Origin of the sequence: Acidianus manzaensis, from assembly GCF_002116695.1 — an archaeon.
GTDB classification, from domain to species: Archaea; Thermoproteota; Thermoprotei_A; order Sulfolobales; family Sulfolobaceae; genus Acidianus; species Acidianus manzaensis.
Genome location: NZ_CP020477.1, coordinates 1,783,837 through 1,807,500 on the forward strand (window position 1 = coordinate 1,783,837; position 23,664 = coordinate 1,807,500).

General features: G+C 31.2%; 21 protein-coding genes and 2 pseudogenes (1 of these 23 only partly in view). 13 read left to right on the forward strand and 10 right to left on the reverse strand.

Annotated elements, in window-relative coordinates; genetic code table 11:
• Window positions 1-139: 139 nt before the first annotated feature.
• Window positions 140-616, forward strand: a complete 477-nt coding sequence (locus tag B6F84_RS14095; protein ID WP_236748936.1) for a hypothetical protein — start codon at window positions 140-142, stop codon at window positions 614-616.
• A 173-nt stretch (window positions 617-789) separates the two neighbouring features.
• Here B6F84_RS14095 and B6F84_RS14275 read toward each other — a convergent pair whose 3' ends face one another.
• Entirely contained in the window at window positions 790-876 is an 87-nt protein-coding gene (locus tag B6F84_RS14275; protein WP_420807173.1) for a hypothetical protein, read from the reverse strand.
• 428 nt (window positions 877-1,304) lie between these two features.
• Here B6F84_RS14275 and B6F84_RS09025 point away from each other — a divergent pair, with 428 nt between their 5' ends.
• The 7 genes and pseudogenes from B6F84_RS09025 to B6F84_RS09060 all read left to right on the forward strand — a co-directional run bounded on the left by B6F84_RS09025 (window position 1,305) and on the right by B6F84_RS09060 (window position 7,226).
• On the forward strand, window positions 1,305-2,480 hold the full coding sequence (locus B6F84_RS09025) for an ArsR/SmtB family transcription factor (RefSeq protein ID WP_148691927.1): 1,176 nt from the start codon (window positions 1,305-1,307) through the stop codon (window positions 2,478-2,480).
• A pseudogene (locus tag B6F84_RS09030) lies at window positions 2,477-3,131 on the forward strand (DUF72 domain-containing protein). The gene B6F84_RS09025 and the pseudogene B6F84_RS09030 overlap by 4 nt, the downstream one beginning before the upstream one ends.
• Window positions 3,132-3,329: 198 nt before the next feature.
• Window positions 3,330-3,722 (forward strand): annotated as a pseudogene (locus B6F84_RS14280) (hypothetical protein).
• Window positions 3,723-4,149: 427 nt separating this feature from the next.
• On the forward strand, window positions 4,150-5,232 hold the full coding sequence (locus tag B6F84_RS09045) for a hypothetical protein (RefSeq protein ID WP_148691930.1): 1,083 nt from the start codon (window positions 4,150-4,152) through the stop codon (window positions 5,230-5,232).
• A gap of 530 nt (window positions 5,233-5,762) precedes the next feature.
• The gene (locus B6F84_RS09050; RefSeq protein ID WP_148691931.1) at window positions 5,763-6,008 is read left to right on the forward strand and encodes a helix-turn-helix domain-containing protein; all 246 of its coding nucleotides are present in this window, start codon (window positions 5,763-5,765) and stop codon (window positions 6,006-6,008) included.
• 306 nt (window positions 6,009-6,314) lie between these two features.
• On the forward strand, window positions 6,315-6,590 hold the full coding sequence (locus tag B6F84_RS09055) for a hypothetical protein (protein WP_148691932.1): 276 nt from the start codon (window positions 6,315-6,317) through the stop codon (window positions 6,588-6,590).
• Window positions 6,591-6,593: 3 nt separating this feature from the next.
• Window positions 6,594-7,226, forward strand: a complete 633-nt coding sequence (locus tag B6F84_RS09060; protein ID WP_148691933.1) for a hypothetical protein — start codon at window positions 6,594-6,596, stop codon at window positions 7,224-7,226.
• Here B6F84_RS09060 and B6F84_RS14190 read toward each other — a convergent pair.
• The 3 genes from B6F84_RS14190 to B6F84_RS09070 all read right to left on the reverse strand — a co-directional run bounded on the left by B6F84_RS14190 (window position 7,221) and on the right by B6F84_RS09070 (window position 11,737).
• Window positions 7,221-7,355, reverse strand: a complete 135-nt coding sequence (locus tag B6F84_RS14190; protein ID WP_257788602.1) for a hypothetical protein — start codon at window positions 7,353-7,355, stop codon at window positions 7,221-7,223. The genes B6F84_RS09060 and B6F84_RS14190 overlap by 6 nt on opposite strands.
• Before the next feature lie 144 nt (window positions 7,356-7,499).
• Window positions 7,500-7,709: a hypothetical protein gene (locus tag B6F84_RS09065; RefSeq protein ID WP_148691934.1), complete on the reverse strand. Its 210-nt coding sequence runs from the start codon at window positions 7,707-7,709 to the stop codon at window positions 7,500-7,502.
• 524 nt (window positions 7,710-8,233) lie between these two features.
• Window positions 8,234-11,737: an end-filament protein gene (locus B6F84_RS09070; RefSeq protein WP_148691935.1), complete on the reverse strand. Its 3,504-nt coding sequence runs from the start codon at window positions 11,735-11,737 to the stop codon at window positions 8,234-8,236.
• A 50-nt stretch (window positions 11,738-11,787) separates the two neighbouring features.
• On the opposite strand from B6F84_RS09070, the gene B6F84_RS13890 reads away from it, so the two are divergent.
• Window positions 11,788-11,946, forward strand: a complete 159-nt coding sequence (locus B6F84_RS13890) for a hypothetical protein (RefSeq protein WP_187152672.1) — start codon at window positions 11,788-11,790, stop codon at window positions 11,944-11,946.
• Between the two features lie 852 nt (window positions 11,947-12,798).
• On the opposite strand, the gene B6F84_RS09080 is transcribed toward B6F84_RS13890, so the two are convergent.
• Entirely contained in the window at window positions 12,799-13,116 is a 318-nt protein-coding gene (locus tag B6F84_RS09080; protein ID WP_187152673.1) for a zinc-ribbon domain-containing protein, read from the reverse strand.
• A gap of 299 nt (window positions 13,117-13,415) precedes the next feature.
• Here B6F84_RS09080 and B6F84_RS09085 point away from each other — a divergent pair, with 299 nt between their 5' ends.
• Together B6F84_RS09085 and B6F84_RS09090 are read left to right on the forward strand one after the other, a co-directional pair.
• A complete protein-coding gene (locus tag B6F84_RS09085) occupies window positions 13,416-14,528 on the forward strand; it encodes an MFS transporter (protein WP_148691937.1) in 1,113 nt (370 codons plus the stop codon).
• A gap of 206 nt (window positions 14,529-14,734) precedes the next feature.
• Window positions 14,735-15,130, forward strand: coding sequence for a GNAT family N-acetyltransferase (locus B6F84_RS09090; protein ID WP_148691938.1), 396 nt, complete (start codon window positions 14,735-14,737; stop codon window positions 15,128-15,130).
• A gap of 1 nt (window position 15,131) precedes the next feature.
• Here B6F84_RS09090 and B6F84_RS09095 read toward each other — a convergent pair whose 3' ends face one another.
• A complete protein-coding gene (locus B6F84_RS09095) occupies window positions 15,132-16,313 on the reverse strand; it encodes an MFS transporter (RefSeq protein WP_148691939.1) in 1,182 nt (393 codons plus the stop codon).
• Between the two features lie 118 nt (window positions 16,314-16,431).
• The gene (locus B6F84_RS09100) at window positions 16,432-17,622 is read right to left on the reverse strand and encodes a hypothetical protein (protein WP_148691940.1); all 1,191 of its coding nucleotides are present in this window, start codon (window positions 17,620-17,622) and stop codon (window positions 16,432-16,434) included.
• 449 nt (window positions 17,623-18,071) lie between these two features.
• Between B6F84_RS09100 and B6F84_RS09105 the strand changes: the two genes are divergently transcribed.
• Window positions 18,072-19,262: an MFS transporter gene (locus tag B6F84_RS09105; protein ID WP_148691941.1), complete on the forward strand. Its 1,191-nt coding sequence runs from the start codon at window positions 18,072-18,074 to the stop codon at window positions 19,260-19,262.
• Window positions 19,263-19,293: 31 nt separating this feature from the next.
• Here B6F84_RS09105 and acs read toward each other — a convergent pair whose 3' ends face one another.
• Entirely contained in the window at window positions 19,294-21,225 is a 1,932-nt protein-coding gene (acs, locus tag B6F84_RS09110) for an acetate--CoA ligase (RefSeq protein WP_148691942.1), read from the reverse strand.
• Window positions 21,226-21,353: 128 nt separating this feature from the next.
• On the opposite strand from acs, the gene B6F84_RS09115 reads away from it, so the two are divergent.
• On the forward strand, window positions 21,354-21,719 hold the full coding sequence (locus B6F84_RS09115; protein ID WP_148691943.1) for a putative metallopeptidase: 366 nt from the start codon (window positions 21,354-21,356) through the stop codon (window positions 21,717-21,719).
• Here B6F84_RS09115 and B6F84_RS09120 read toward each other — a convergent pair.
• Entirely contained in the window at window positions 21,709-22,434 is a 726-nt protein-coding gene (locus tag B6F84_RS09120) for an ATP-binding protein (protein ID WP_148691944.1), read from the reverse strand. The genes B6F84_RS09115 and B6F84_RS09120 overlap by 11 nt on opposite strands.
• Before the next feature lie 97 nt (window positions 22,435-22,531).
• On the reverse strand, window positions 22,532-23,664 hold the 3' portion of the coding sequence (locus tag B6F84_RS09125; RefSeq protein ID WP_420807174.1) for a SelD-related putative sulfur metabolism protein. Its footprint extends 268 nt past the window's final position; only the last 1,133 of its 1,401 coding nucleotides appear in the window; its start codon lies beyond the right edge, outside the window — the gene reads right to left on this strand; it ends in the stop codon at window positions 22,532-22,534.

Below are 23,664 nucleotides of genomic sequence, written 5' to 3' on the forward strand. Positions count from 1 at the left end.
AGGCTTTCATTCTTTTGTAAAGAAGTTTGAAATGCTGCTTAGTAATAAGTCTAAAAGCACTAAGGATATCCGACTTAGGTACTTAAAGAGAGCCTTATTAGAATTGGGATATGAAATATCCCCAGAAGGCATTAGGGAAATGATAGCCGAAACACCTAACGTTGCCAGACATATCGCAAATTCATTAAAGCTCTTCATTAAGACGATTGTGAGAGAGAAAAATCCTGGATTAGCACACTTACTTTACTCTTCGTTTACAGTGCCGAAGGGAAAGTATAAACATAGACCAGAAAACCTTAACGTAGAAACTTTAAAGAAAATATTTAATACAATAGAGCACCAGGGAGGAGTCAGTGCAAGGCAAAGTATATGTCATATCTTATATTATTTTAGATTCTTTTTAGAGTATTTTATGGAATTATGTTCTTCCCTTTATATTAAACTATATAAACCTTCAATCTATAGCTTATGTATTTCCTCTATCTCTTTTAATATTTCTTTTCCTTTATCATTAATTTTTATAATTAAATTAGATAAATTCAAAATAAAGTCAATAATCTATTTTTGCGCATCATTTTTAGAAGTTATTGGAGAATATTCTCCTGCTTTATCATAACCTAAATAAGAAAAGACGTGAAGTGACATAGCCTCCTTAGCTAAGTTAGTTATTCCTGGAAAATCCTTTTCTAAAAGAGATGAATAGGAAATCAACCTATTTGAAGGCGCAGTAAAGCCTATCTTGTAGAAGAATTTCCTTTCCTTTTCATCCAGTAGCGAAAAGAAAGTAGACTAATTAGTGCTTATTAAGCCGCTCAAGAATGCCTTAAAATCCAAGAAAGCCTTATTTGCAGAATTCCTTAGCTTACCTTGTTTCAAAAGCTCTAAAGAAATTAAAGCTTCATCTATGCTTTCATCTAAATCTTAGTTTCCCCGTATTTCTTGACGTCTCTTTCCCAAACTACCTTTTTGCTCATTCTTATTTTTATATTCCCTATTAAATATATATTTCCTAATAGTTAACTAATTAGAACGTGAATTGAAAGTCAACACGGTAATCTTAGTTAACATTATGCTTAAAGTTTAACCGAAAATGTATTATTGAAGATTGTCATTATAACGGAGTGATTTATTAACTCAAAATATATAATAATTATAAATTATCTTAATTTATTCTTAAATCTTTATTGTAATTTTTTAATAAAAACTAAATAAAAGTTTAAAAATAAAGGCTTTATAGGTAAATTTCTCTTTACTTTATATAAGTTTACAAAATCTTTAAATTTGTAAATAGATTATTTGCATACATGGATATCTTTGATGCAATTTCAAACGAGCTGAGAAGGAAGATAATAAAATCTTTAGATAAGCCTAAATCTTTCTCTCAACTTTCGGATGAACTTAAGGTAGAAAGTTCAGCGTTAGCTTTTCATTTGAAGAAACTTGACGGCTTAATATCTAAGGATGAGCAAGGTAACTATATACTAACTGAGGAAGGAAAAAGAGCTTTATCCATAATAAATGTAATAGAAAATCAAAATATATCACTTTCAAATTCACCTAAGATTCCTATGATAATTCAGTATGTAGATAATTTTGTTGTAAATGAAAATATGATAAGAAAATTAAAGGAAGAAGGAAGAAAACTTATAATTAAGGACGTTAATACTGTAGAATTTAAGGAAGTAGATCCGGAACTTCTGGACAGTGTATTAGAAGACATAGAGAATGTAATAACTGTTAAATGTCCAGAAGATCTAGTCAATGTAATTTCTTCTAAATCTAAGGAAATAATTTCAGTTGAACATGAGACTGAGGAAACTTCGAAAAATGAAATTGAAATGTTTCAACCTGAGAGTTTAGTTGGTAAGTTTATTTCGGCATTTTTACCAAAAATAAGAATAAACGATAAGTTAAAAATAGTGTATGATGGTCCTCTTCAATCTACTAATGATTTACATATAGATCTCGATGGAGGAGTAATAAAAATATCAAAGGGAGAACCACATCTTTTTGCCAAATGTAGGGAAGTAAATGACTTAGATATAGATAAGGATAATATAGAAGCTGATGGATGTTATATAAAAATTTCCTATCCCGATTTAAATTCTCTTGATGTTACACTGGACGGAGGTAAAATAGATCTCTCAGGTTTAAAAATAAACAAATTGTCAGTAGACGTTGATGGCGGATTGATAAATCTTAACGTTTCAATACTTGATGAGGCATACTTAAGTATAGATGGAGGAAAAATTGATGGGAAAATATCATTTTTACCTAATCAGAATTCTAAACTGACTATAGATGTAGATGGAGGAGTAGGGGACATTTCCATATTTGTGCCTAATGACATTGCTGTAATTTCGTCTTCTAACATAAATGGCGGAGTGGTTACTTTACCTAAAAGCAGGATAGGTAAAAACGGTATCCTAAACATAAACGCGTCGATTAATGGAGGAGTAATCAGAGTGAAGGAAGAATGATATACGTTGGAACTTCTGGCTGGGTATACGATTGGAATGAGAAAGGAAATTTAGATTGGTATGTTAAAAACAGTGGATTAAATGCTGTAGAGCTTAACATGAGTTTTTACAGATTTCCTTTTAGAAACCAAGTTATTTCATGGAAGAAATACAATATTAAGTGGTCCGTAAAAGTTAATACATATATTACTCATATAAAAAGAATGAAGGATAAGGAAAGTTGGGAAAAATTCTATAAATTAATGGAAGATCTTCATCCTGATTTCTATCTGTTCCAATTACCTCCTAACTTCAAGTATTCCGAAGAAAATCTAAAGAGAGTGAAAGACTTCTCCCTAATCCTTAAAGATAGAATGGCTGTTGAATTTAGAGAGAATGAATGGTAGGATAAATTACCTAAGTTAGATTGTACTGTAGTTTCTATTGATTCTCCGATAGGTACTTATATTGTAAATACTTCAGGTAAAATATATCTCAGAATGCATGGAAGAGAAGAGTGGTATAATTATGAGTATAGCGAAGAAGAGTTAACTGAGATAGCTAGAAAAATTAAAGAGAAATCTCCTCTAGATATTTACGTGTTTTTTTAATAATGATCATTATATGCTGGAGAATGCTAGAAAAATGAGAAAAATTTTAGAGACAATTTAACTATTTATCTAAAAATAATAAAATACGATACTAGTCAATAGAAAATCCTCTTAAATAATAGGAACCTAAGAATTAATAAAATCTAAATTACTAATCTCTAATACTCTATTTAATCTTGTCTTAATAATGCATTTCTATATAGTTTATAGTGCGAATTCTTTCAAATTATCCAAATATTATTGATATATCAAAGCTAGATTGTATTTAACGGAATGCTTCCTTGAGCTTCGGTTTGAACTAGCTAACATGTTGAAGGCGTTAGAGAAGCTGGAGGACGAGTGGGACAATTACGTAGAGTTGAAGGGTGTTATGAAGGAACCGGTGGTGATAGTGAATGAAATATTCGACCACAAATCATATTCTCGTGCAGGTAGAGTCAGCAGGTACGGGAACTACTTCACTTGGAGTTACTCTTACAGGAAGTTCTAGGCTGGGGTGCTGGTGCTCACGCCCTCCACGGCCTCACCACGGAGAAGAGTTACTTTTCTGTTTTCTGCGTTCCCCTACGCGATCAGGAAGATGTGGGAGACCGAGATGGTGGATCAGTTCAAGACTAAGATCCAGATGGCTGCGGCGTTCTGGAGGTGTTGAGGATGGAGTTCCACATTGTCAGGATCATCTTCTACTCCTGATATTGGTCATAAGAGCCGTTTGCGAAGAACTTGGTGCCGGAGCTCAAATCCAAAAGGGGTCCTCAAGGTCACGCCCTTGGAGGGACGCGTGGAGGACGTCATCAGGTTAGTTGAAATACTTTTAGGAGGTGTTCTAGGCTTAATGAAACGTTTAAGCTTATGTTAAAGTCGTACAACTGCTATTATTGCTCTTAATTTAGGAGTAACGAAGGCTATTGATGAGTCTTAATATCAAAACGTACTATACAGCTTTATTCTTACAAGGCAAATGTTAATACCAGAATTTAAGTTTAAACTTAGTTGAATGTATTTAAGCTAAACATGAAGATCTTCAAAAGAAAAAAAATAAGAAAGCAACTAGAAATATACGAAAAGGTTAGTAGAAAATGGATTCCCATAACAACTCCTTCAGATTCATGACCGCTACTTTAGTAATTAAGGACTTTCTTTTAGGATTTCAGTTCTTAGGCTATCCCTTGTACATGTACTTAGTTGGTATAACTCCTTATGAGATTGGTATAATATATTCGCTTGAGTTTTTATCTAAAATTGCATTTATTCCAATTCTTCATTATTTTAAGGGCAAAGAGAGGCTAAGCTATACTTTGTCTTTTTTATTTTCATCCATAGTGTTCCTTAATTTGGCTTTATATCCCTCTCTGTTTACTTTCCTGGCAAATGCTCTACTGATAGGTCTTTCAAGTTCTCTAGGTTCTTCGGTTACTGTATTCATGGGAGATTTAGATAGATCTAAATTTTCCGCACTAGGTTTTTTGAGGAGAGTATTCGCAGCCCTTGGTTTCCTTGCCTTTTACCTTACTAAGTACATTCCATTCTCTACTTTTTACCTTTCTTTCTTTCTCGTTGCGATCGTTCCTATAGTTCTGTCACAGTTTATTGAAATGAAGCCGGTTGCTGTAAAATACACCCTATCAATTGAGTTTGTTAGGAGAAATTTGAGGGAGTTTTCTTGGTACTTAACCTATGTTGTAGGCATTTCACTCTTTACCAACATGATACCGATAGTAATTCACTACTACACCGATTTATCAGCATACGATGAGGTGTTTTATTTCGTCATTGTATTTGTTATCTCTTCGATAGGTGCTTATTTTTCCAAGTTTATCAAGGGCAGATTACTTATCACGAGCTTTATGCTTTCATTGCTGATTTTGGCTCTCATGGGAATTGGATATTACGGCGGTGTCATGTACGTCTCTTATTCTTTTCTCTATGCGGTCGTGTCCCCTAACGTGTCTTACCTTTACGCCAGGACTGTAAATAAGGACATTGATAAAGTGGCTGTAATATCATTAGTCGGCACTATGATTACCGCTCTGGACAACTTTATGGAAGGACTAATTATAAACCTTGGCTTAACGTCTTTAATCTTTCCCTTAGCATCACTTTTCATGTTCCTCGGAGTGTTCAGCAAAGTTAAGGGATTAAGCTCAGAAAATAAACCATAACTTTAGAATTCTGTGCGTCTTTCCCAATTTAACATTGCAAATTACATTTGGGAGATTCAGGGATCCTTTGCGAAAGGTAAGCATTAGCAGATCTGTAGATCTATTAATAACGAACTAATTTAAGCTTTACCAGAATTTACTAGAAATGGGAGAATAATAGATAATATGGAATGTATATATAGTTTTATAGAAGATCTAAATCGTCTAGCGTTATTAATTTTGTTAGGCATAATTAAAACAATTATAGCGTACATGTTCGGGATGACACCTTAAAAATGATATTACTTAAATGCATGAAAAATTAACGATAGAAATATTAAAGGAGGAAGTACGTGCTATACCTTAAAAGGCATAGTTTTGTAGTTGTAGAGGTCTCTTGTTTAACTGTTCGGCAAGCCTCTCAAGCCCGTGGCCCGGGTTCAAATCCCGGCCGGAGCACTAATTTTGCATTTAGTTGAAAGATATTTACGTTCTCTCAATAAAGGCGTAAATGGAACAGCGTCACTTTATTAAAAGTAGAGTAATTTAGTATGCTGATTCACGTCAGTAAATTAGACGAGGAACAGAGAAGAAGAATATTGAAGAAATTAATGGAACGACTAGGTTTATCACAAGCTGCTAAGCAGTTAGGTATAGTTAGGAGTACGTTGTTTAGGTATATTAGTAGAAGTCAAAGTGTATCATTGGAAGTAGTAGAGGAAGCTTCACAAAAACTGTCTGTGGAAGAACCTCACAAATGCTTGTTTGTTTTTGTACTCTTTATTCTTGTTTTTTAAGAGTGTTGTTAAGGGAATTGATTTTAAGCTTTTTCTTGGCTTAATTTTTGTAAAAGAGATAAAGGATAAATTTATATCTGGATTAATTAAAATTATGAAACCGCTTTTTATTAATTTTAATTTATTTTTAAGGAGGTGATTTTAGGGACTACCGTCTAGGGCGAGGAGGAGGTCAGCGATTTCTTTTTTCATGTCAATAATATGAAAGGTGAAACTTAATTTATTTTGCATTAAATGGTTAGCCGCTAACAGATATCTAAAAGAAGTTAACCATAAACTTTTAACTCTTTCATTCAAAATTTACTGATGATCATTTCAGTTCAATCAGAAGGAAGATGTGGAAAGACCACAAAAGAGACATCAATATCAAATTATAAGAAGGAATCTTCAATTCAGTGTTTTGGCATAAAACTTATCGATAATGCCTTGTATGGTGATTTAGAAAACACGTTATTTGAACATCACAATCTTAGTATGTCTAACCTTCAACAGTTCATTTTTACTAATATTTATGGAATTAAGGTTTCTAACAATGTAGATAGAGTAAATTTCAAAATAGTTTGTCAAAAAAGAGGTCATTAAATTATGTTTATTGGTCATTTTGCAGTTGCGTTCTTGTTACATTATTTTTTCCCCATGGTACCATTATGGATTCCGCTACTTGGTGTAAGTTTTCCTGATTTGTTATGGCCAGTGTTTATCATATTAGGCGTTGAAATAGCACATTTTGATAGCAACTCTCCACTTCAGAAAAATATAGATTTTACGTACTATCCATATTCACATTCCTTGGTACTTACTTCAATATTTGCATTTATTGTAGGTATAATTCTGTCTTTTATTTTGAAAGACATAACAGTCGTCCTAATATTCACAATTGCATCAACAACTCACTGGTTCCTAGACATAATAGTACACAATAAAGATTTGCCAATTCTTGGATTCTCCAAATATGATAAAAAAGTTGGTTTTGGTCTTTGGAATTATGGATGGAAAGCTTTCGTTATAGAATATTTATTTTATGCCTTAATTACAGTCATTTTTGTAAGACCCGCTTTAGTATTAGATTTGCTATTACTTGGAGCATTGTTCCATATAGCTAACATAAATACATTCATAGCTTTTACGAAGAAGAACCCATTTGCATTTTCTAAATATAGTTACCCAATTATAACGTTACTGGGATTTTCTCTGTTTATAATTATTGCTACATTATGACCTAAGAATAGCTTTAATTTCATTATGACTATCATCTCTTAATAAGACTATTAGATCAGCTATCTCAGAATCATTAGTAGCGATATCTATTGGCCTATATAGGTCTTTAATATCTATAAAAATATTCACGATATCTTACCCAGTGTAAAAGAACACCACCTAGTGCATGGGCTCTGTTTATCTCAGCTTTAGCTATACATTCTTTACCAGCGGTTTCTCCTTTGTTAGTTGCCTTAATTCGGATATATTTAGCCTTACCTATGATAGGGGAATTTAAGATAGGTGTGAGAATTCAGTTAGTGCGTTAAATACTATTTCAAGTTCGATTTTCGGTTTTTTCATTAACTCTCTATTTTGCTTCTTTAATTCCTCAACTTGTTTTTCTAAGGCTTTAGTTTGCCTTTGAGAATAATATACTGAAAAAGCTAAGGCTATTGCTGAAATAATGCTTGCGGATGCACCTAAATCAGATATTATGCTCATTGCATATACCTCTTGAGTGACGAATTAAAGTATTTACAAATAAAAAATTTTTTTAAATCATGATAGAATTTATTCTCCAGTAAACGCAGAACGGTTAAGCGATTTTGATATAGCTTTATTCTACTTTTATTTTCAACTAGTATTGTAGATTTGCTTAAACATGTAACATAATACGTTAATTTTTTCGTTTTATTTGAAACATTTTCTAGTTATCAAGGCCCGTGGCCCGTTCAGATCCAGGCCATAGCACTAATTTTCATGAAAAATTGAAAGGAGTTATCCAGAAAGACAACCCTCTGATAGATAATAGCTTACAAAATTTATCAACTAAAATAGAACTTATTATATTTTATAACTGCGCTAAAATAATTAAGTAAAGAAACTTGTTGGAGTTACATTACTTAAGAAAATCGCTTAATATTAATGTAAAAAATTCAGTAAAGGCTTACAAAAAATTATAAGTCAAAAGCCTAGACGATATAGCGAATAGGCTAACGTTACCTAATTATTAATTTATTATCCTATTATTTTTTACTCCTTTTTGCTAGGTAGAATAGTATTAGCAATGATATGCCTACTATAAAAGCTATTGAAATTGGAAAAAAGTTTAAAGATGATTTTAGTGTTGTGCTTGTATTAGTTGTTGTAGTATTTATTTGCTTAGCAATTATGATAATTGTATTCTGCCCTATCTTTAGATTTGCTGTAAACTGAAGTAATTCATGGTTAGCCCTATAATTGAAAGCTTGTCCATTTATGAATATGTTAAAGTTAGTGATTCCTGTTAAGAAGTATAAGCTTAAGTTCTGTGGATAATGCGCGTAGATATGTAATATTAAGGCTGATCCATTCCATGTTTGGTTCTCTAAATAGTTTCCGTTACTAAAATTGGCATAGAATAATTGAATTTTGGGGTAGTCCCATGCTTGTATATAATCTTCTTCAGCTACAATTCCCCATGGTTGTGTTTCACTATTTATTTGCCCGTCTGTCCTGTTATCACTTACATAATAAGCCATATAATAAGGATAATCTAAAGTTGTTCTTTCCCACATTCTGCTAATCGCCAAATCTGCTAATGTTTGATTTCCTATAGCATCAGCGTATTCACTCAATAGTTCGTCCATATACGTATCGTAATCTGATTGAATAGTACTGTAATTGTAATAAATCCATATTCTGTAATTAATTGATATATTTCCTTTCATATCACTCCAGTTAAGAAAAGGCTCCTCTGAATAGTGTAGCCCTTGCTCGATCATTAAAGCATGTGTTAGGTAAGTTTGGTTATGTGTTAAGTAATATAATGACATTAATGCTTGCCCCGACATTGAAGTTACATCAAGACAGTAATTGCTCATAGGATATTTAATAATTGGATTTAATAATTTGGGTATTGTAAATAATCCATAAAATGGATTAGGCCAGCTAAATGGGATTGTAACATTTGATGGTCCGTTAGTTGAGTCAACTAACATATAAACCTTTTGCGGGGCTTTTACATTGATTCCTACTATTAAAGTACTGCCAGACGGAGCTTCAACATTAGTCAAAACGGGAATATGGAAAGTAACTGGATAATAGGGTGTACTGCCACTTTTACCGCCAGCTTGAATTTGTACATTAGTAAATATAGATGAGCCAATAGTCTGTAGAACTTGCCCATTGTATGCTATCTGAACTGTTATCGTTACATTAGCCTCTGTATCTGTACCACCACCGTTAAAGTATAGTATAGTTGTTAGAATTCCGCTTACATTCAAATCATTGCTTAATGTGGGTGGTAATAATGCTTTGTATGGTTTATTGTAAAGACGAATTGCATATGATGTATTAAGTGGAATATCCTCAAAGAAGTTGATTGCTATTGAGCTTCCGCTAATCACAGTACCTACATCCATGCCACTTGTAGTGTTAATGATGTAGCCATAAGTATTATAACCATTTATGTTAGTAACGTAATTATCTTTGTGATACCACATACTAATATTATAATATGTATATCTGTTGCTACTTTGATACTGAAGTAACCATGAACCTAACTGATTTAATGCATCTAAGTAAATGCTATTATGTGTAGTATTGTAGAGTACTATTGTGGCTAAGATAAATCTCGCTAGGGAAGATGTGTAGGTTTTTCCGTTAGACCACTTTAACTCATTATAGTATGCTTGCCATGATTGTTCTGCCATTGATAATGCCTGGGTATTTCCATATTTACCTAAAAGCGCCAATGCATAGATTATTTGTCCTTCATAATAATCTTCACCAACAATTGCGTATTTCCAATATGATGGGCCGTCTAAAATGTTCTTTACTACTGTGTTAGGACATGGGATCCAGTCTACACTAGGGATAAAATCGAAGCCTACTAGGGAAGTTCCGTTGCCTTCATAGGCTATTTGGAACCATTGATAATATCCTGCTGGCGTTTCAAATGTTGAATTCATGTAAAGCGTATTTCTAATCTCATAAGGTGGGCCAAAATAAACGGTATAAGGTCCAAAGTGACCAAATTGTGAATTGTATTCAGTATAATTAGCCAGAGGAAATATGAATAGTAAATTATAATCACCAATCCAATTTGGTGCATAGCTGGTATTCAGCAGTAACCATTGTCCGATATTCACATTTGCGAAATAAGTCCAGCTAATATTAGATGAGTCTTGATAATTCTTTATGTATCCAAATTTTTGCGTAAACATATACTGATAACCGCTTCCAATAGTAGAAAGGCCATTAAATCCAAAATATAATGTAGAGCCATTTTGAATTTCTGCTAAAGCTAAAATCATATTATTCTTTTGCAATAAGTAAGCCCACCAATATTGCGAACCGCTATTGCTAGTAAAGGTATAATTAAAGGCAACATAATTTTGCGTTTTGATTACATTAAATTGAGGTGCATAAGTAGTGGGATAAAGAGTAGATATTGAAGCAACGTAAATTCCAGTGTTCCTAGTCTGAGTGGATGTTGCCCCAGGCACATAGATGCCTATTCCGATAAGGAATGGATAGGCTGACAAAGTGCCTAAATTCCAATATTTCGGGTATACTGAATTAGGGATTGGAACATTTATGTCCTGCCATTGTCCATCTGCTGTGAAATAAACTGGTATGTTTGTTTGTATGAATGATCCAGAAGCGTTTTCCCACACAAAAATCAAATATATTCTATTAATTGAAGATGATTGTATATATAATGTTATGTTGAAATCCATGAATTGGTCATTAGGATTAGTCTGTCCTAGGTACTTAGTCCCTTTTATTAATGTAATAGCCTGTGGTAGTACATTCACTATTGGGTAATTATATTGTAATTGTTCTGATGGTGTGCCGAATAATGCTGGGCCAGTTAGATTGAGATATGTTTTCGCGCTATTGTCTAAAGAGGTCTTTGTATCATTCCCCCATGCTGAAATATTAAGTAATTCCCATGGTGGATTTTGTCCACCAGATCCACTGAATCCCCCATCCACTATTGGGTTTTCAGTAGCTTCACATGGATTTACCAAAATACCATTGGGTTCTTGAATTACAACAGATTGTAAATACGCTACGGTTAGTGTTGGATTATAATAGGTGCTTACTCTTAACCCTTGTAATGTATTGCTTTGATTGTACCATATCCAATAATAGCCATTAGTATATCCAATCAGATCCCCGCATATCTTTTCATAGAACTGTGCAAATGGATATTCAAATCTTTTTATAAAATATCCGCCAACATCACCTTCTTGCAAAAATTGAAGGATATCATCAACATAAGTACTGTAACTATTCCAATATGACGCTATTGCTTCTAGAAATTTTGAATTATCATCAAGCCAATAAGAATTTGGAATACTCTTAGCTTCATAAAAAGCATAAGTCCCTGTAGGGCTCTTTTCCCATAATGTAGCAATTTCTTCATTAACAGCCATTTTAAGGGGTAAAGGAATGTCACTATAAGCTACTGTATTGAATTCGCTTATTAAAAATAAGGATAAAATAAATATTGAGAGAAGAGAAATAACTAATTTATTCATTTTGATCATCCAAGGAAGAAGTTATAACTTTAGCTCCTATAATGGAAAGAATGAGAATACAGATTGCACATGAAGAAATAAGACAGAAATCTGAAAGTAAAATATTTTCTGCGATAGAGAAAAGTAATAAACCTGAAGTGATCATAAATTTCCATCTAAGCTCTATTAGTATTACTACAGCAGAAATTAATTCATTTATCCACGAGTGAAATTCAAAAATGATTTCTGAAGAACTGGTAAAATTTTGAGTTATAGTAATAGATGATGAGATATTATTCAAAGGGTATATCGTCAATATTGTGTAGTTCTTGCTCACCATATCACATCTAATATTATTCAATACTTGAAATATATAAGTGGTACCTTTGCATGTTCAAAACCGGTAATATTAGATCATGCAACTTAAAATAAAGAATTTAATTCTATTTTCAATAAAGATAGCAAATTGTTGAAGTGCATAATTAGGCAAAATTGGAATACTAAAATAAAGGCTGAACTTGAAGGTGTGTATTGATACTAACATTACTTACTATATTAATTGTATAAGAAGGAGTTGAAGCACTCACTGGATACACCTAATTTATAAAGATATAAATGAAATAGTAAAGATTATTTCTGGGAAGTAATTAAAATTATGGATTTTTTTATTAATCTTTATTAAAGAGCTATCTTAAGATTATAGTTTAGAGTTCAATATTTCAATCAGTAAACTATTCCGCCTTACGACGGAGCATCCCGACCTCGCGATGAGGATTTCCTGCTTCTCTGGGGAAACATGGGGACTTTCGCCCCTTAACCCCATTAATGTTAAAAGAGAAAAAGAATTTTCTAAAACATGAAACATAAGATGTGTGTTTTCAGTTTATTTAAATAATTGGTATTTCAAACTCTTTTTTAGTTCGACTAACGGCACTAATTTTACGTTAAGTGAAAAGTTTATCTAAAAAACAGTTTTCACGCGTAAAAACAAATATAACAGTCAAATTAAATTATAAACTTGGAGAAACAAAAATAAGCGGATATATCTATAATTTTATATTTAATTCTCTTATATTCAATTCTTAATAATAACTTAGTCTTGTTCCACATTTTATACAATACTGGCTTCCAGCAGGATTTGGATATCCACAATTAGGACATATTATGCTGTTTGGAGGTATTTGAGGTTGTATTTCTCTCAATACTATAACGTCTCCTATTCCTCTTATATCTGTTATAGAATAATACTGTTCTTTATTATCTTTTGTAGATACTATTATAGCCATTCTTCCTGATTCATCATATCCCGTATCTTTAACTATTCCTACAATATTACCATCTTGATTTATGACTTGTTTGCCGACTATATCCTCTCTTTTATATATTTTTCTTGTAGACACAATCAATTTGATAATTTTATAACTTAAAAATCTTATTGATAGCATTACTAAATTATGCTCTAATAGATAATCAAGTTTAATCAAAAAAAGTTAGTAAAAATGTTTTTGATCTTGAATGACATACATAATTATATCTTGTATAAGACTAATTGTATTTAATAAATCTGGTAATTCAGATAAATACGATGTAAATTTCTCTATTAATGTTTTTCTTCACTTTTTATTTATATTATATATTAATTTAGTAGTGATGATTAACATCAGATAAAGCTAAAATATTATTTTTATGCTTAGACTTTATGAATAGGTTCTTTATCATTTTCTTAACTTCGATATCTTTCTTCTTAAGTTATTTCTCTAGAATAGCGTGGAGTATTGTTTCAGTTTACTCGTCTCTTAGACCTACAGAAGTAGAAGATGGAGTAATATTTTCTCTTTTCTTTTTAGGGTATATTATTGTTCAAATACCTTCAGGCATTATTGCAGATAAGAAACCTAAAGAAGTTATAATTTTAGCGCTAATTGGATTGGGTGTTTCTTCTTTTATTTCTGGTTTTGCTATATCGATTCAGGAAGAGTATTTTGCTAGTATTTTAATGGGTCTTTCTGCTGGCTGGATTTATCCTGTTACTATAAAGATTTTATCTTCAAGTTTTTCAAGGGAAGAATTACCAATTGCTATTGGCTATTACAGTTTAGCGTGGCCTCTTTCTATAGTGCTTGCTGGTTTGATATTACCATTTTTAAGTATAAGTATTGGATGGAGATTTTCGTATTATCTAATTTCTATTATTTCTATAATAGTGGCTCTTTTATATTTAGGTTTGAAAGTAAATATAGTAAACGATTCTAAAAAATTTAAAGTTATAACAGATAAAAATGTCATTATTGTAAGTTTTGCTGGTTTTCTGTTCTTTTTATCTTACTGGATAATTACTCTTTATGCTTATAAATATTTTATTTATATAGGGTTAAATGATTATATTGCTGGTTTAGCGTATTCGCTGTTAGCTTTGGCAGGTATTCCTTCAACTATTATAGCTGGGTATATTATTAGAAAAATTGGAGTGAAGAATACGTTATCTTTTTTTGAAGGTATTTATGGTATTTTAGCTCTTATGTTTTCATTTTTTATTTCTGCTATAGGAGTAATGGTGATTTCAACAATTATGGGGTTTGTGAGATTTATAATAACTCCAGCTAATTCTAGTGCAGTATCAATTATAGGTAAGAATAAGGCAGGAAGTGTGTCAGGATTTGCGAATTTCTTTTGGCAAAGTAGTGGGGTAATAGCGCCAATATTAGCTTCATTTATAATTATATCGTTAAATTATTTTATACTTTGGATAATAGCGGGTGTAATAATTGTATTATCTGCTATACTCTACTATGTCCTTTTGAAGGTAAATTAATAATAATAAGAAAGCTTATTAACTGCAAGTTAAAGGGTTATATTAGAAAGTCTTGAATAAAAAATCTCTAAAAAAGGTAGATAAAAAGATGAACTTATTCTTAAATGAAATAAAAATAGGAGACTCGCGCTAAATCCCCTTATTGGGGAATACGTGAGTTAGAAATAGAAGATGCAGAAAAACCGTTTTACTCTGGAGATAATAGGATGGATAAGTATAGTCTAAAAGACTACTATCTATGGAAACTACAAGGAGATAAAGTATACGTATTGGATATTAATGGAGATATTGCAGGAGTCGAGGATCTTATAGAAGGGGATAATTATATTCTAGTAGACATGTTAGCTAGAAATAAGCTTGTTAATGCAGAAAAAGTAGGAAGTAGATTATTAGAATTTGCTGAAGAATATGCAAAAATTAAAGGAAAGGTATTTGTAATCGTAGAAGCTTTAGATACCGCTTCAGGTTTTTATAAAAAGTTAGGATATAAAGAAGTTTCAAAGAGATACGATAAAGAATGGGGTATGTTGACTGTTATGGCAAAAGAAGTTGTCACAAATAAAAATAATAATGAATTATTACTTCAAGCTATTCATAAATAAGTCATCCAGTTTTTTGTATTGCTCCTTTTGGCCAAGTTAGTAGCGTAATTAATACTATAGCCAAAGACGAATATCCCATAATATTTCCAAATAATGTTGCAGAACTTAATCCATAAATTTGAATTAATGTTCCCATTATTATTGATCCTATTCCACCTATTACGCTACCTAAATTGTAAGATAATCCTGTGAATGCTGATCTAGATTCTGGTGGTACTGATTCTACTATTAAAAGTGGGGCTAATGGCCAAAATCCAGTAGCTATTAAGTATATCAGAAGTCCAGTTAACATGATGCTAGGTATTTTTAGAGACTCAACTACTGGTAACATAAAAGGTAATCCTATTATTTCTCCTATGATGCCATAAATTATGAGTTTTCTCTTACTAAAATAATCTGATATTCTTCCATAAAATATAAATGATATTGCTAAAGCTATGTTTCCTATAGTCATCATTAAGCCAACAAAGTCTTTTGATAATCCTATACTTTCTGCTAAGCTAGGATATACTGCAAAAATTGAGTAGTAAGAGAAGAACATACCTGAAATTACTATAGATGATCTAATTAATATCTGTAAATATTCCTTTACATTTACATTTATTTTTGTTTTGTTTTCTATGCTTGGATTATCTATTTTCAGTATGATGTATGGAAGCAGTATTATGGGGATTGCACCGGTTAATAAGAATAATCTCCATCCTATACCTTGCATTATTGGAGAAAACGCTATGAAAGCTACTCCAGTTAATGCATAGCCTATACCATAACCTGCCTGAACTATTCCATTAATTATTCCTCTTAATGATTTTGGTGCTTTTTCGTATGCTATTACTGTACCTGCAGTCCATTGTGCACCCATGAATAATCCTTGTAAAGATCTTGCTATCAACAAGATTATTACGTCTGGAGAGAAAGCCATTAAAGCTTGAAATATTGAGTACCCTGCTGTTCCTATAATTAATACGATTTTCCTTCCTTTTTTATCAGCGAATCTACCAAAAACATATCCACCAATTACTCTAAATATTAACCCTAGAGCAAATAGTAAAGTTCCTTCTACAGCGTTTAATCCTAAGTATTCTTGAAAGAATGGATAAACGTAAGTTACTATTAGTAAGTCATATATGTTTCCAGCCCACGAAAAGAATGACGCTATTGTAGTATGAATGTACTTTTGCATAGCAAATTTTAGAATTTATTAATATTACTTAACTCTAACTTATTAAGAAATTGATAGCTAAATAAAAAATATCTCGAAAAATTTAAAATAAGTTTGAAAAGTAAAAACTATTTTACATTTATATGTTACATCCTATATCTTTTAATTTCTCTAAAAATTCGCTGTTATACGTTATTATAAGGATTTTATTTCCTTTTTCCATTATTTTCTTTAATATATTAAGAATTAATGGATAGTTTTCTTTTATAGTATATTCGTCAGGATTTTCTATAATTATGAGTGATGTATCTTTGACAGAATTTAGCTCTAAAATTAGAGCTGAAATTGATCTAATATATTTGTCCTTATTTATTAATGGTGTATCTTCGTAAGTCATTATACCGTTTGAATTCTTTAATTTATCTAATCCATAATTCTCAGTAAAGCTAGATTTTCCGCTTCTTATTCTATTTATTGCCATCTGGCATGGATCTGTAAATAACTGAGCAATTTCTTCAGTATTTAGTGCTGATTCTTCTGCATTGAGGATAAATGGTCTGCCACTGGGTATGTAAGTTATTTCTTTAAATCCAACTTTATTAGATATATTTTCTTTTATATCATAAAGTATTGGTTCTATTAAGCTTTCTATGACGTCTATCATGAATTCTTCTAATGACGAGTGAGTATCTATTGATTTTTCGTTAACCTCCTTTGCAGTAACTCTTAATACTTTATTTAACTCTTCTGCTGAAATTTCTCTATTAAATCCTTTATCTGGAATATAATAATTTAGATTTAAGTTCATTTTTAACTTGTTATTTTCAAATGAAAAACTAGCTATTAGTGTTAATCCTTTAACGTTAGAGAATTTATAAAGATCTAATTGATTCTTGACTTCTCTCTTTTGGCTAATGATCTCTGGATCAAAATTATTGCCTATTAACGATTTAATTAATTCATATAAATTTAGTTCAAGTTCAACGTTTAGTGGATCTTTTATGGAAAGTGTATTGTTTTTCCACGATAATTTCATTGAAGTATTTATGTTATCTAAAATAGATGGTAGGGCAAAGTTCATATTTATATTTCTGAAGTTCATTTCTCTTACTATTGCAGAAATTTCATAAATAACAAAATATATTGATCTTATTTCATCTGAATATTCTCTTGATATCTTAAAATATAAATTCCATGCAATATTTCTTCTTAACTTTAAATATCCTAAAGAATCCAAAATGTACAAAGGCTTCATAAAATTTTCTACGTCAAAATTGCCGTAAACTATACAACAACGTCTACTTTTTATCTTTTCTAATAAATCGGACATAAATTAAGATTAGTAATAATGTTTTATAAAATGGCGTTAATATACGCAAGAGATATTAAAAGTTAACTTAGAAAAGATTTTTACTTTAATTCGAGAATTATAGATTTTATTCTTTTTAAATGAAAATCTCACTATATTACTATAGTTTTTCCGTAAATTGATTAAGATAGTGTTTCCAATTAATTAATAGATTATAGTAAAGAAAGTATGACTAGTATATTTTAAATTATAGACGTAAGGAAAAATCTGTATAAAGAGGAAATTGCATCCTATCAGAATTTATTATTTATAATTATAGTTATTATAAATCTTTTAAAATATCGTTTAAAGTAGTTAATGATAGATAAACATTGTTCAGAGTTATAAATTTTTGTAGGAATAAATAGTAAATATTTATTTTAGTTTATATTAGACAGGCTTATATACGGTATTAGGATTGAAAGATTTTTATGAAAGAGTATATTCATGCTACTATTTCTTCTTCGTTAGCGTGGGCTGGAAATATATATGATCTGCTATTAATGACGTATGTATTTATAGAATTGGAAAAAGTTTTCTCATTGAATTATTTTGAAGTATCTATTCTCTTTTCCTTAGGACTGTTAGGTCGTGTAGTAGGTGGAATAATTTTTGGAAAATATGCTGATCTTATAGGTAGAAAACCTGTACTTATTATTGGTACTGGAGGATATGCTATATTTCAAGGATTAATGGCTTTTTCTCCTATGATTATTTTGCTTTTTGTTTTCAGATTAATTGAAGGAATTTTTATGGGTGCCGAGTGGACTGCAGGGACAGTAATAGCATATGAAAAAGCACCTAGATCGATGAAAGGTTTTGTTACTGGTATAGTTCAATCTGGCTATGGAATAGGTTATGCATTAACTGGTGTAACTTATCTAATGTTTATATCTTCTATTGAAACGTCTTGGAGAATATTTTTAATTACTGGTAGTCTTCCATTACTTTTACTCCCATATATACAATTAAAAATTAAGAACGATAATATTGATAATATGTCTAAAATAAAAATAAGATATAAGGATTACTTGGGCATATTAATTAAATCTACCTTAGCAATGTCTGGAATGTTTATAGCATATTTTGCTCTTTTTGGTAATTATCCTTCTATTGCATCAGATTTTAACGTACCCGGTTATCTTCTTGGAATTGTATTAACTATTGCTAATATCTTGCTTGCTTTCTCGTTTATATTATTTGGTAGATTAGCAGATATTATAAATAGAAAGAAGCTGATAATAGTAGGTACTATAGGATTAATTATTGGATTGCCACTTGCTGTTCCATTTATACCTAGTATGATTATATTACCTATATTAATTAGTGGAGTTATAATTTTTGCATTTTTCACTGGTTTTTGGCCCATTATGCCATTGCTTTTAGCTGATGCAGTACCTACAGAAGTTAGAGGCTTCTTATCAGGATTATCTTATAATTTAGGTGGATTCTTTGGAGGAATTACTAATATAATTATAGGTTTACTTACTTCCATGTATGGAATGTCTAGTTTGCCGAAATGGGTAGATATGTTCGGTTTAGCTGCTGTAGTATTAGTATTAGTTAGTATAATAACTTGGCCATCAAGTGGGTCTAAGGCAAGAATATTAATAGAAAGTTAATATTAAAAGAAATTTTTTCTTTTTCTCTTTTCTATTGCTTTTGTTCTTTTATTTCTTTGCTAAATTCTTCTATAACTTTCTTTAATTCTTCTATGGATGTTTCATCTTCTAGAGTAGATACGTCTCCTAAGGTTTGTCCAGCTATTACGCTTCTTACTAGTCTTCTCATTATCTTACCTGATCTAGTCTTTGGTAGTTTGGTTACGAAGTATAATCCACCAAACACAACTAATGCTCCTAAGTTATTTCTAACATATTCTAATATTGATTTTTTGAGTTCGTCAGATGGTTGATATCCCTGCTTTAATACTACAGCAGCTACAGCTACTTCTCCTCTTACTGGATCGGGAACTCCGATTACTGCTGATTCAGCTACTGCAGGATGAGAAATTAATATATCTTCAATTTCTCTTGTGCCTATTCTATGTCCTGCTATCTTTAGCACTTCGTCTGCTCTACCTAAAATGTAGAAGAATCCGTCTTCATCTTTTACAGCATAATCTCCGGGATAATATATTCCTTTAAATTTGGAGAAGTATGTTTTTACGTATCTGTCTGGATCTCCCCATACTCCTGCTAACATTCCTGGCCATGGTCTCTTTATTACTATGTATCCTTTTTCTCTTGTTCCAGCAGCATTTCCGTCTTCTGTAAATACGTCTGCGTCTATTCCAGGCAATGGTAGTCCATTTGCGCTTGGTTTGAGCATGTAATTTCCTAATCCTGGTGTAGCTGAAATCATTATTCCTCCAGTTTCGGTTTGCCACCATGTGTCTACTATAGGAAGTTGAGAGTTTCCAATGTTCTTGAAGTACCATCTCCAAGCTTCTGGATTTATTGGTTCTCCTACGCTACCTAATATTCTTAATGTAGATAAATCATGATTCTTAACCCAATCCGCTCCATATTTCATTAATGATCTTATAGCTGTTGGTGAAGTGTAAAATACTGAAACTCCATATTTTTCTACTAATTCCCACCATCTGTCTGGATTAGGATAATCAGGTACTCCTTCATACATTAAAACTGATGCTCCGTTTTGTAATGGACCATAAACTATGTAAGAATGTCCTGTTATCCAACCTATATCTGCTGTGTTAAAGAATATGTCGTTATCCTTTAAGTCAAATACCCATTTTGTAGTTAAATAAGTCCATAATGAATATCCGCCATGTAAATGTAGAATTCCTTTCGGTTTTCCTGTTGTTCCAGAAGTATAAAGTATAAATAATGGGTCTGTAGATAAAGTTTCTTCAATTTCCACTTTTTTATATCCTGTTTTCTTAGCTAAATCTTGGTATAATACGTCTCTTTCTTCATTTAATTCTATTTCCTCATCTCTTTTTATTACTAAAACTTTTTCTACTGAAGGAGTTTGTGCTACTGCTTCATCTATTATTCTTTTTAATTCTACTCTTTTTCCTCTTCTCATTGTGTGAGAAGTAGTTATAACTAATTTTGCTTTTGCATCGTTTATTCTATCTATTACTGCTTGTGTAGAAAATCCTGAAAATACTATGCTATGTATTGCTCCTATTCTTGCTAGTGCTAACATTGAGATTGGAAGTTCTGGCATTAATGGTAGGTAAATTAATACTCTATCTCCTTTCTTTATTCCTAAATCTTGTAAAATTTTTGCAAATCTATTAACTTCATTATATAATTCTCCATAGGTTAAATGTCTACTTTCTCCTTTTTCGTTTTCCCAATATAATGCTACTTTGTTTTTCCTTGATTTTAAATGCCTATCTAAAGCATTATATACAATATTTATTTTACCGTTAGGAAACCATCTATAAAATGGTGCATTAGACTCATCTAAAACCTTATCAAATGGGGAAAACCAATCTAGTTCTTTAGCCATTCCTTTCCAAAAATTTTCTGCATTCTCCAAAGACTCTCTGTATAGGATCTTGTAAGGAGGCTGAATATACCTCTCATTAAAAGGTAAATTCTCTGACATGCTATGATTTTAGATAAGGACGTTTTTAAAGTTTTATATCGCTTATATATATCTATAATAATCATGTGTGTTAAACTAAATTTATGGAATATTAAACTTCAAATATTAGGTTTTGGGATATTTTACTAATGATTGAATTAGAGAAGGCTAGTGACGTAATGGAACTGGCAAGGGAAATAAATTCTCGAATTAATATGAATTTAAATTTAGATAAAATAGCGTTTTTGCGAAGTAAAAATGCAAAAACTACTGCTATAGCAAGGACATTAGTTTTGCCAGCTCAATGGAGATATGTTCTTGGAGAAGAAAAAATATACATTGTAGAAGTTATTTCAGAAAAATATGATAAGTTAACGTGTGAACAAAAAGTCTATGTAGTTACCCACGAATTAATGCATATACCTTATACTATGAAAGGTCTGAGAAATCATAATTATAAAGGATTTAAGCAGATAAGAAGAATAAGTAATGAAGTATCAAAATTCATATGCTGACTTCGTTTTTAATTGAAAATTGCTGAACCTCATCTTCGAATTTTCGTACTTTTACCTTCTCTACTTTTCCATTAAAGTAAAATAATGCTTCTCCTACATCTAAAGTTTTTACTATTTCTACTTCCTTACTTTTCCATGGTAAAATCTCTCTGTAAACTTTTAGATCAATAGGATGAACCACTTTATGTAAAAAGTATATTTCGCTTTGCGTCAATACATCTTTATTTACTTTAGCTGATCTTTGACTGACCATTATCATTCCTATTCCTCTTTTCCTGCCTCTTAGGGCTATTCTCGTTATCTCTTCACTGATCTTGGTTTTTTCTCCTTGAGGTATAAATTCATGGGCTTCTTCAACTAAAAGGAATACGTTTTTTCTATAAATTTTGGACATGTTCCAGAAAGTATCTAAAAATTTAAAAAGAAATTTGAAAGATTCGTCTGTCCAATCATTCATATCTATTATTGCAGATCTTCCTTCTTCTAAGACTTTTTTAACAATAATCTCTTCATCAACGTTAAACTTATCAATTCTTATCTCATTTGAAAGTCTATATTCTCCATCAGGATCTATTATTATCAAAGGATACCCCTCTTTATTTAATTCTTCAGATAATATTTTAGCAGTATTTGATTTTCCAGAGCCACGAATTCCTAGAATAGCAATGCACTTTCTTACAAAATCTTCAGAATTCACCTCAAAACCTAAGTCCATAAATTTATGTAGAAGCAAAATAAATATAAAACAAAGTACTAAGTAATATGTAGCTCGAAATATCAAAGGGATTATTAGAAATAAAAAGAAGGGAAAATCAATTATCTTTTACTTTAAAGAATTGAAGTATATTCTTTCTATGAATTAACTTAGTTAGTTCTTTAGTACAATAGACTGTTCCATTACCTTTTCCTATTACTTTGCCTATAACTGAAGGTTCTAGTCCAGATTTGCTTAATTCTTGAGCTATGTTATCTATTACATTTTTAGAGGCGAAAATTACTATACCTCCATTAGTTCCTGCAGTAGAGTTTGGTATTATAAAACTCTCTGTTGCAAATTCTGATATTTCCTTATCAATTACGGGTACGTCATAAAGTTCTACATCTACATTAGCTTTTTCAGCAAATTCCTTAACTACAAATATTCCTGGACCAGTAACATCAGTAGTCATTGCTATATGTGCATTCTTATCGAAAGATTTTCCAAATTCAGGTAAATGATTGTAAATTATTTCTGCTGTTTTTATATTTGGTTTTTTCATGTACTCTATAGCCTTCTTCTTTGCTTCCTCTACTTTAGCTAACGATAGTCCTCTACTTTCTAATAATTCTAGCAATTCTGGAACTGCTAAACTCCACATATATACATTTACTGGGGTTAATTCTCCAACTGGTCTGGTAACTAAAATTTCCATTCCTTCATCTACTTTATCATAAAAAGTAGGCAACTCGTGATCTGATTCACCTATTACAGTTGCTCCCATCATTAAGCTTTTTGTTTCTGGTTGGATATCAGAAATTATTTCTATATTATATCTTTTTGAGAAAGATTCAAAGTTTTTCATTAGTTCAGATTTTAAGGACTCAATAGGAGCATCAGCTAATGGTATCATTCTTAAATTCTTTGACACACCTTTAGTAAATAAATCATTCAAAGAATTAGATATTGCTACATCTACTTGCGTTTCTGACGCTGGATCTTCTAAAGGATCTACTATTTGAATTGTATCATTATTTGCTAAGGTATAAGATGGTAATGTTTTTCCATCTAATTTGAATAGATCTAAAACTGCAACTTCTGCTGAAGGAATATTAGTTACTATAGAATGTCCTTTACCTATGGTTAATTTTCTAGATGTTTTAATTGACGTATAAGCTTTTAGGATAAAATTAGCGAATTTTTCTGGACTACCTGCAGTTTCTTGATTTACTTGAATTAAGCTTATAG

What these genes read in the sequence shown, in the direction of transcription:
- B6F84_RS14095 (WP_236748936.1), top strand. Translation starts at nt 140, where the DNA reads ATGATAGCCGAAACACCTAACGTTGCCAGACATATCGCAAATTCATTA.
- B6F84_RS09025 (WP_148691927.1), top strand. Translation starts at nt 1,305, where the DNA reads ATGGATATCTTTGATGCAATTTCAAACGAGCTGAGAAGGAAGATAATA.
- B6F84_RS09045 (WP_148691930.1), top strand. Translation starts at nt 4,150, where the DNA reads ATGGATTCCCATAACAACTCCTTCAGATTCATGACCGCTACTTTAGTA.
- B6F84_RS09050 (WP_148691931.1), top strand. Translation starts at nt 5,763, where the DNA reads ATGCTGATTCACGTCAGTAAATTAGACGAGGAACAGAGAAGAAGAATA.
- B6F84_RS09055 (WP_148691932.1), top strand. Translation starts at nt 6,315, where the DNA reads ATGATCATTTCAGTTCAATCAGAAGGAAGATGTGGAAAGACCACAAAA.
- B6F84_RS09060 (WP_148691933.1), top strand. Translation starts at nt 6,594, where the DNA reads ATGTTTATTGGTCATTTTGCAGTTGCGTTCTTGTTACATTATTTTTTC.
- B6F84_RS09065 (WP_148691934.1), bottom strand. Translation starts at nt 7,709, where the DNA reads ATGAGCATAATATCTGATTTAGGTGCATCCGCAAGCATTATTTCAGCA.
- B6F84_RS09070 (WP_148691935.1), bottom strand. Translation starts at nt 11,737, where the DNA reads ATGAATAAATTAGTTATTTCTCTTCTCTCAATATTTATTTTATCCTTA.
- B6F84_RS13890 (WP_187152672.1), top strand. Translation starts at nt 11,788, where the DNA reads ATGAGAATACAGATTGCACATGAAGAAATAAGACAGAAATCTGAAAGT.
- B6F84_RS09085 (WP_148691937.1), top strand. Translation starts at nt 13,416, where the DNA reads ATGAATAGGTTCTTTATCATTTTCTTAACTTCGATATCTTTCTTCTTA.
- B6F84_RS09090 (WP_148691938.1), top strand. Translation starts at nt 14,735, where the DNA reads ATGGATAAGTATAGTCTAAAAGACTACTATCTATGGAAACTACAAGGA.
- B6F84_RS09095 (WP_148691939.1), bottom strand. Translation starts at nt 16,313, where the DNA reads ATGCAAAAGTACATTCATACTACAATAGCGTCATTCTTTTCGTGGGCT.
- B6F84_RS09100 (WP_148691940.1), bottom strand. Translation starts at nt 17,622, where the DNA reads ATGTCCGATTTATTAGAAAAGATAAAAAGTAGACGTTGTTGTATAGTT.
- B6F84_RS09105 (WP_148691941.1), top strand. Translation starts at nt 18,072, where the DNA reads ATGAAAGAGTATATTCATGCTACTATTTCTTCTTCGTTAGCGTGGGCT.
- acs (WP_148691942.1), bottom strand. Translation starts at nt 21,225, where the DNA reads ATGTCAGAGAATTTACCTTTTAATGAGAGGTATATTCAGCCTCCTTAC.
- B6F84_RS09115 (WP_148691943.1), top strand. Translation starts at nt 21,354, where the DNA reads ATGATTGAATTAGAGAAGGCTAGTGACGTAATGGAACTGGCAAGGGAA.
- B6F84_RS09120 (WP_148691944.1), bottom strand. Translation starts at nt 22,434, where the DNA reads ATGGACTTAGGTTTTGAGGTGAATTCTGAAGATTTTGTAAGAAAGTGC.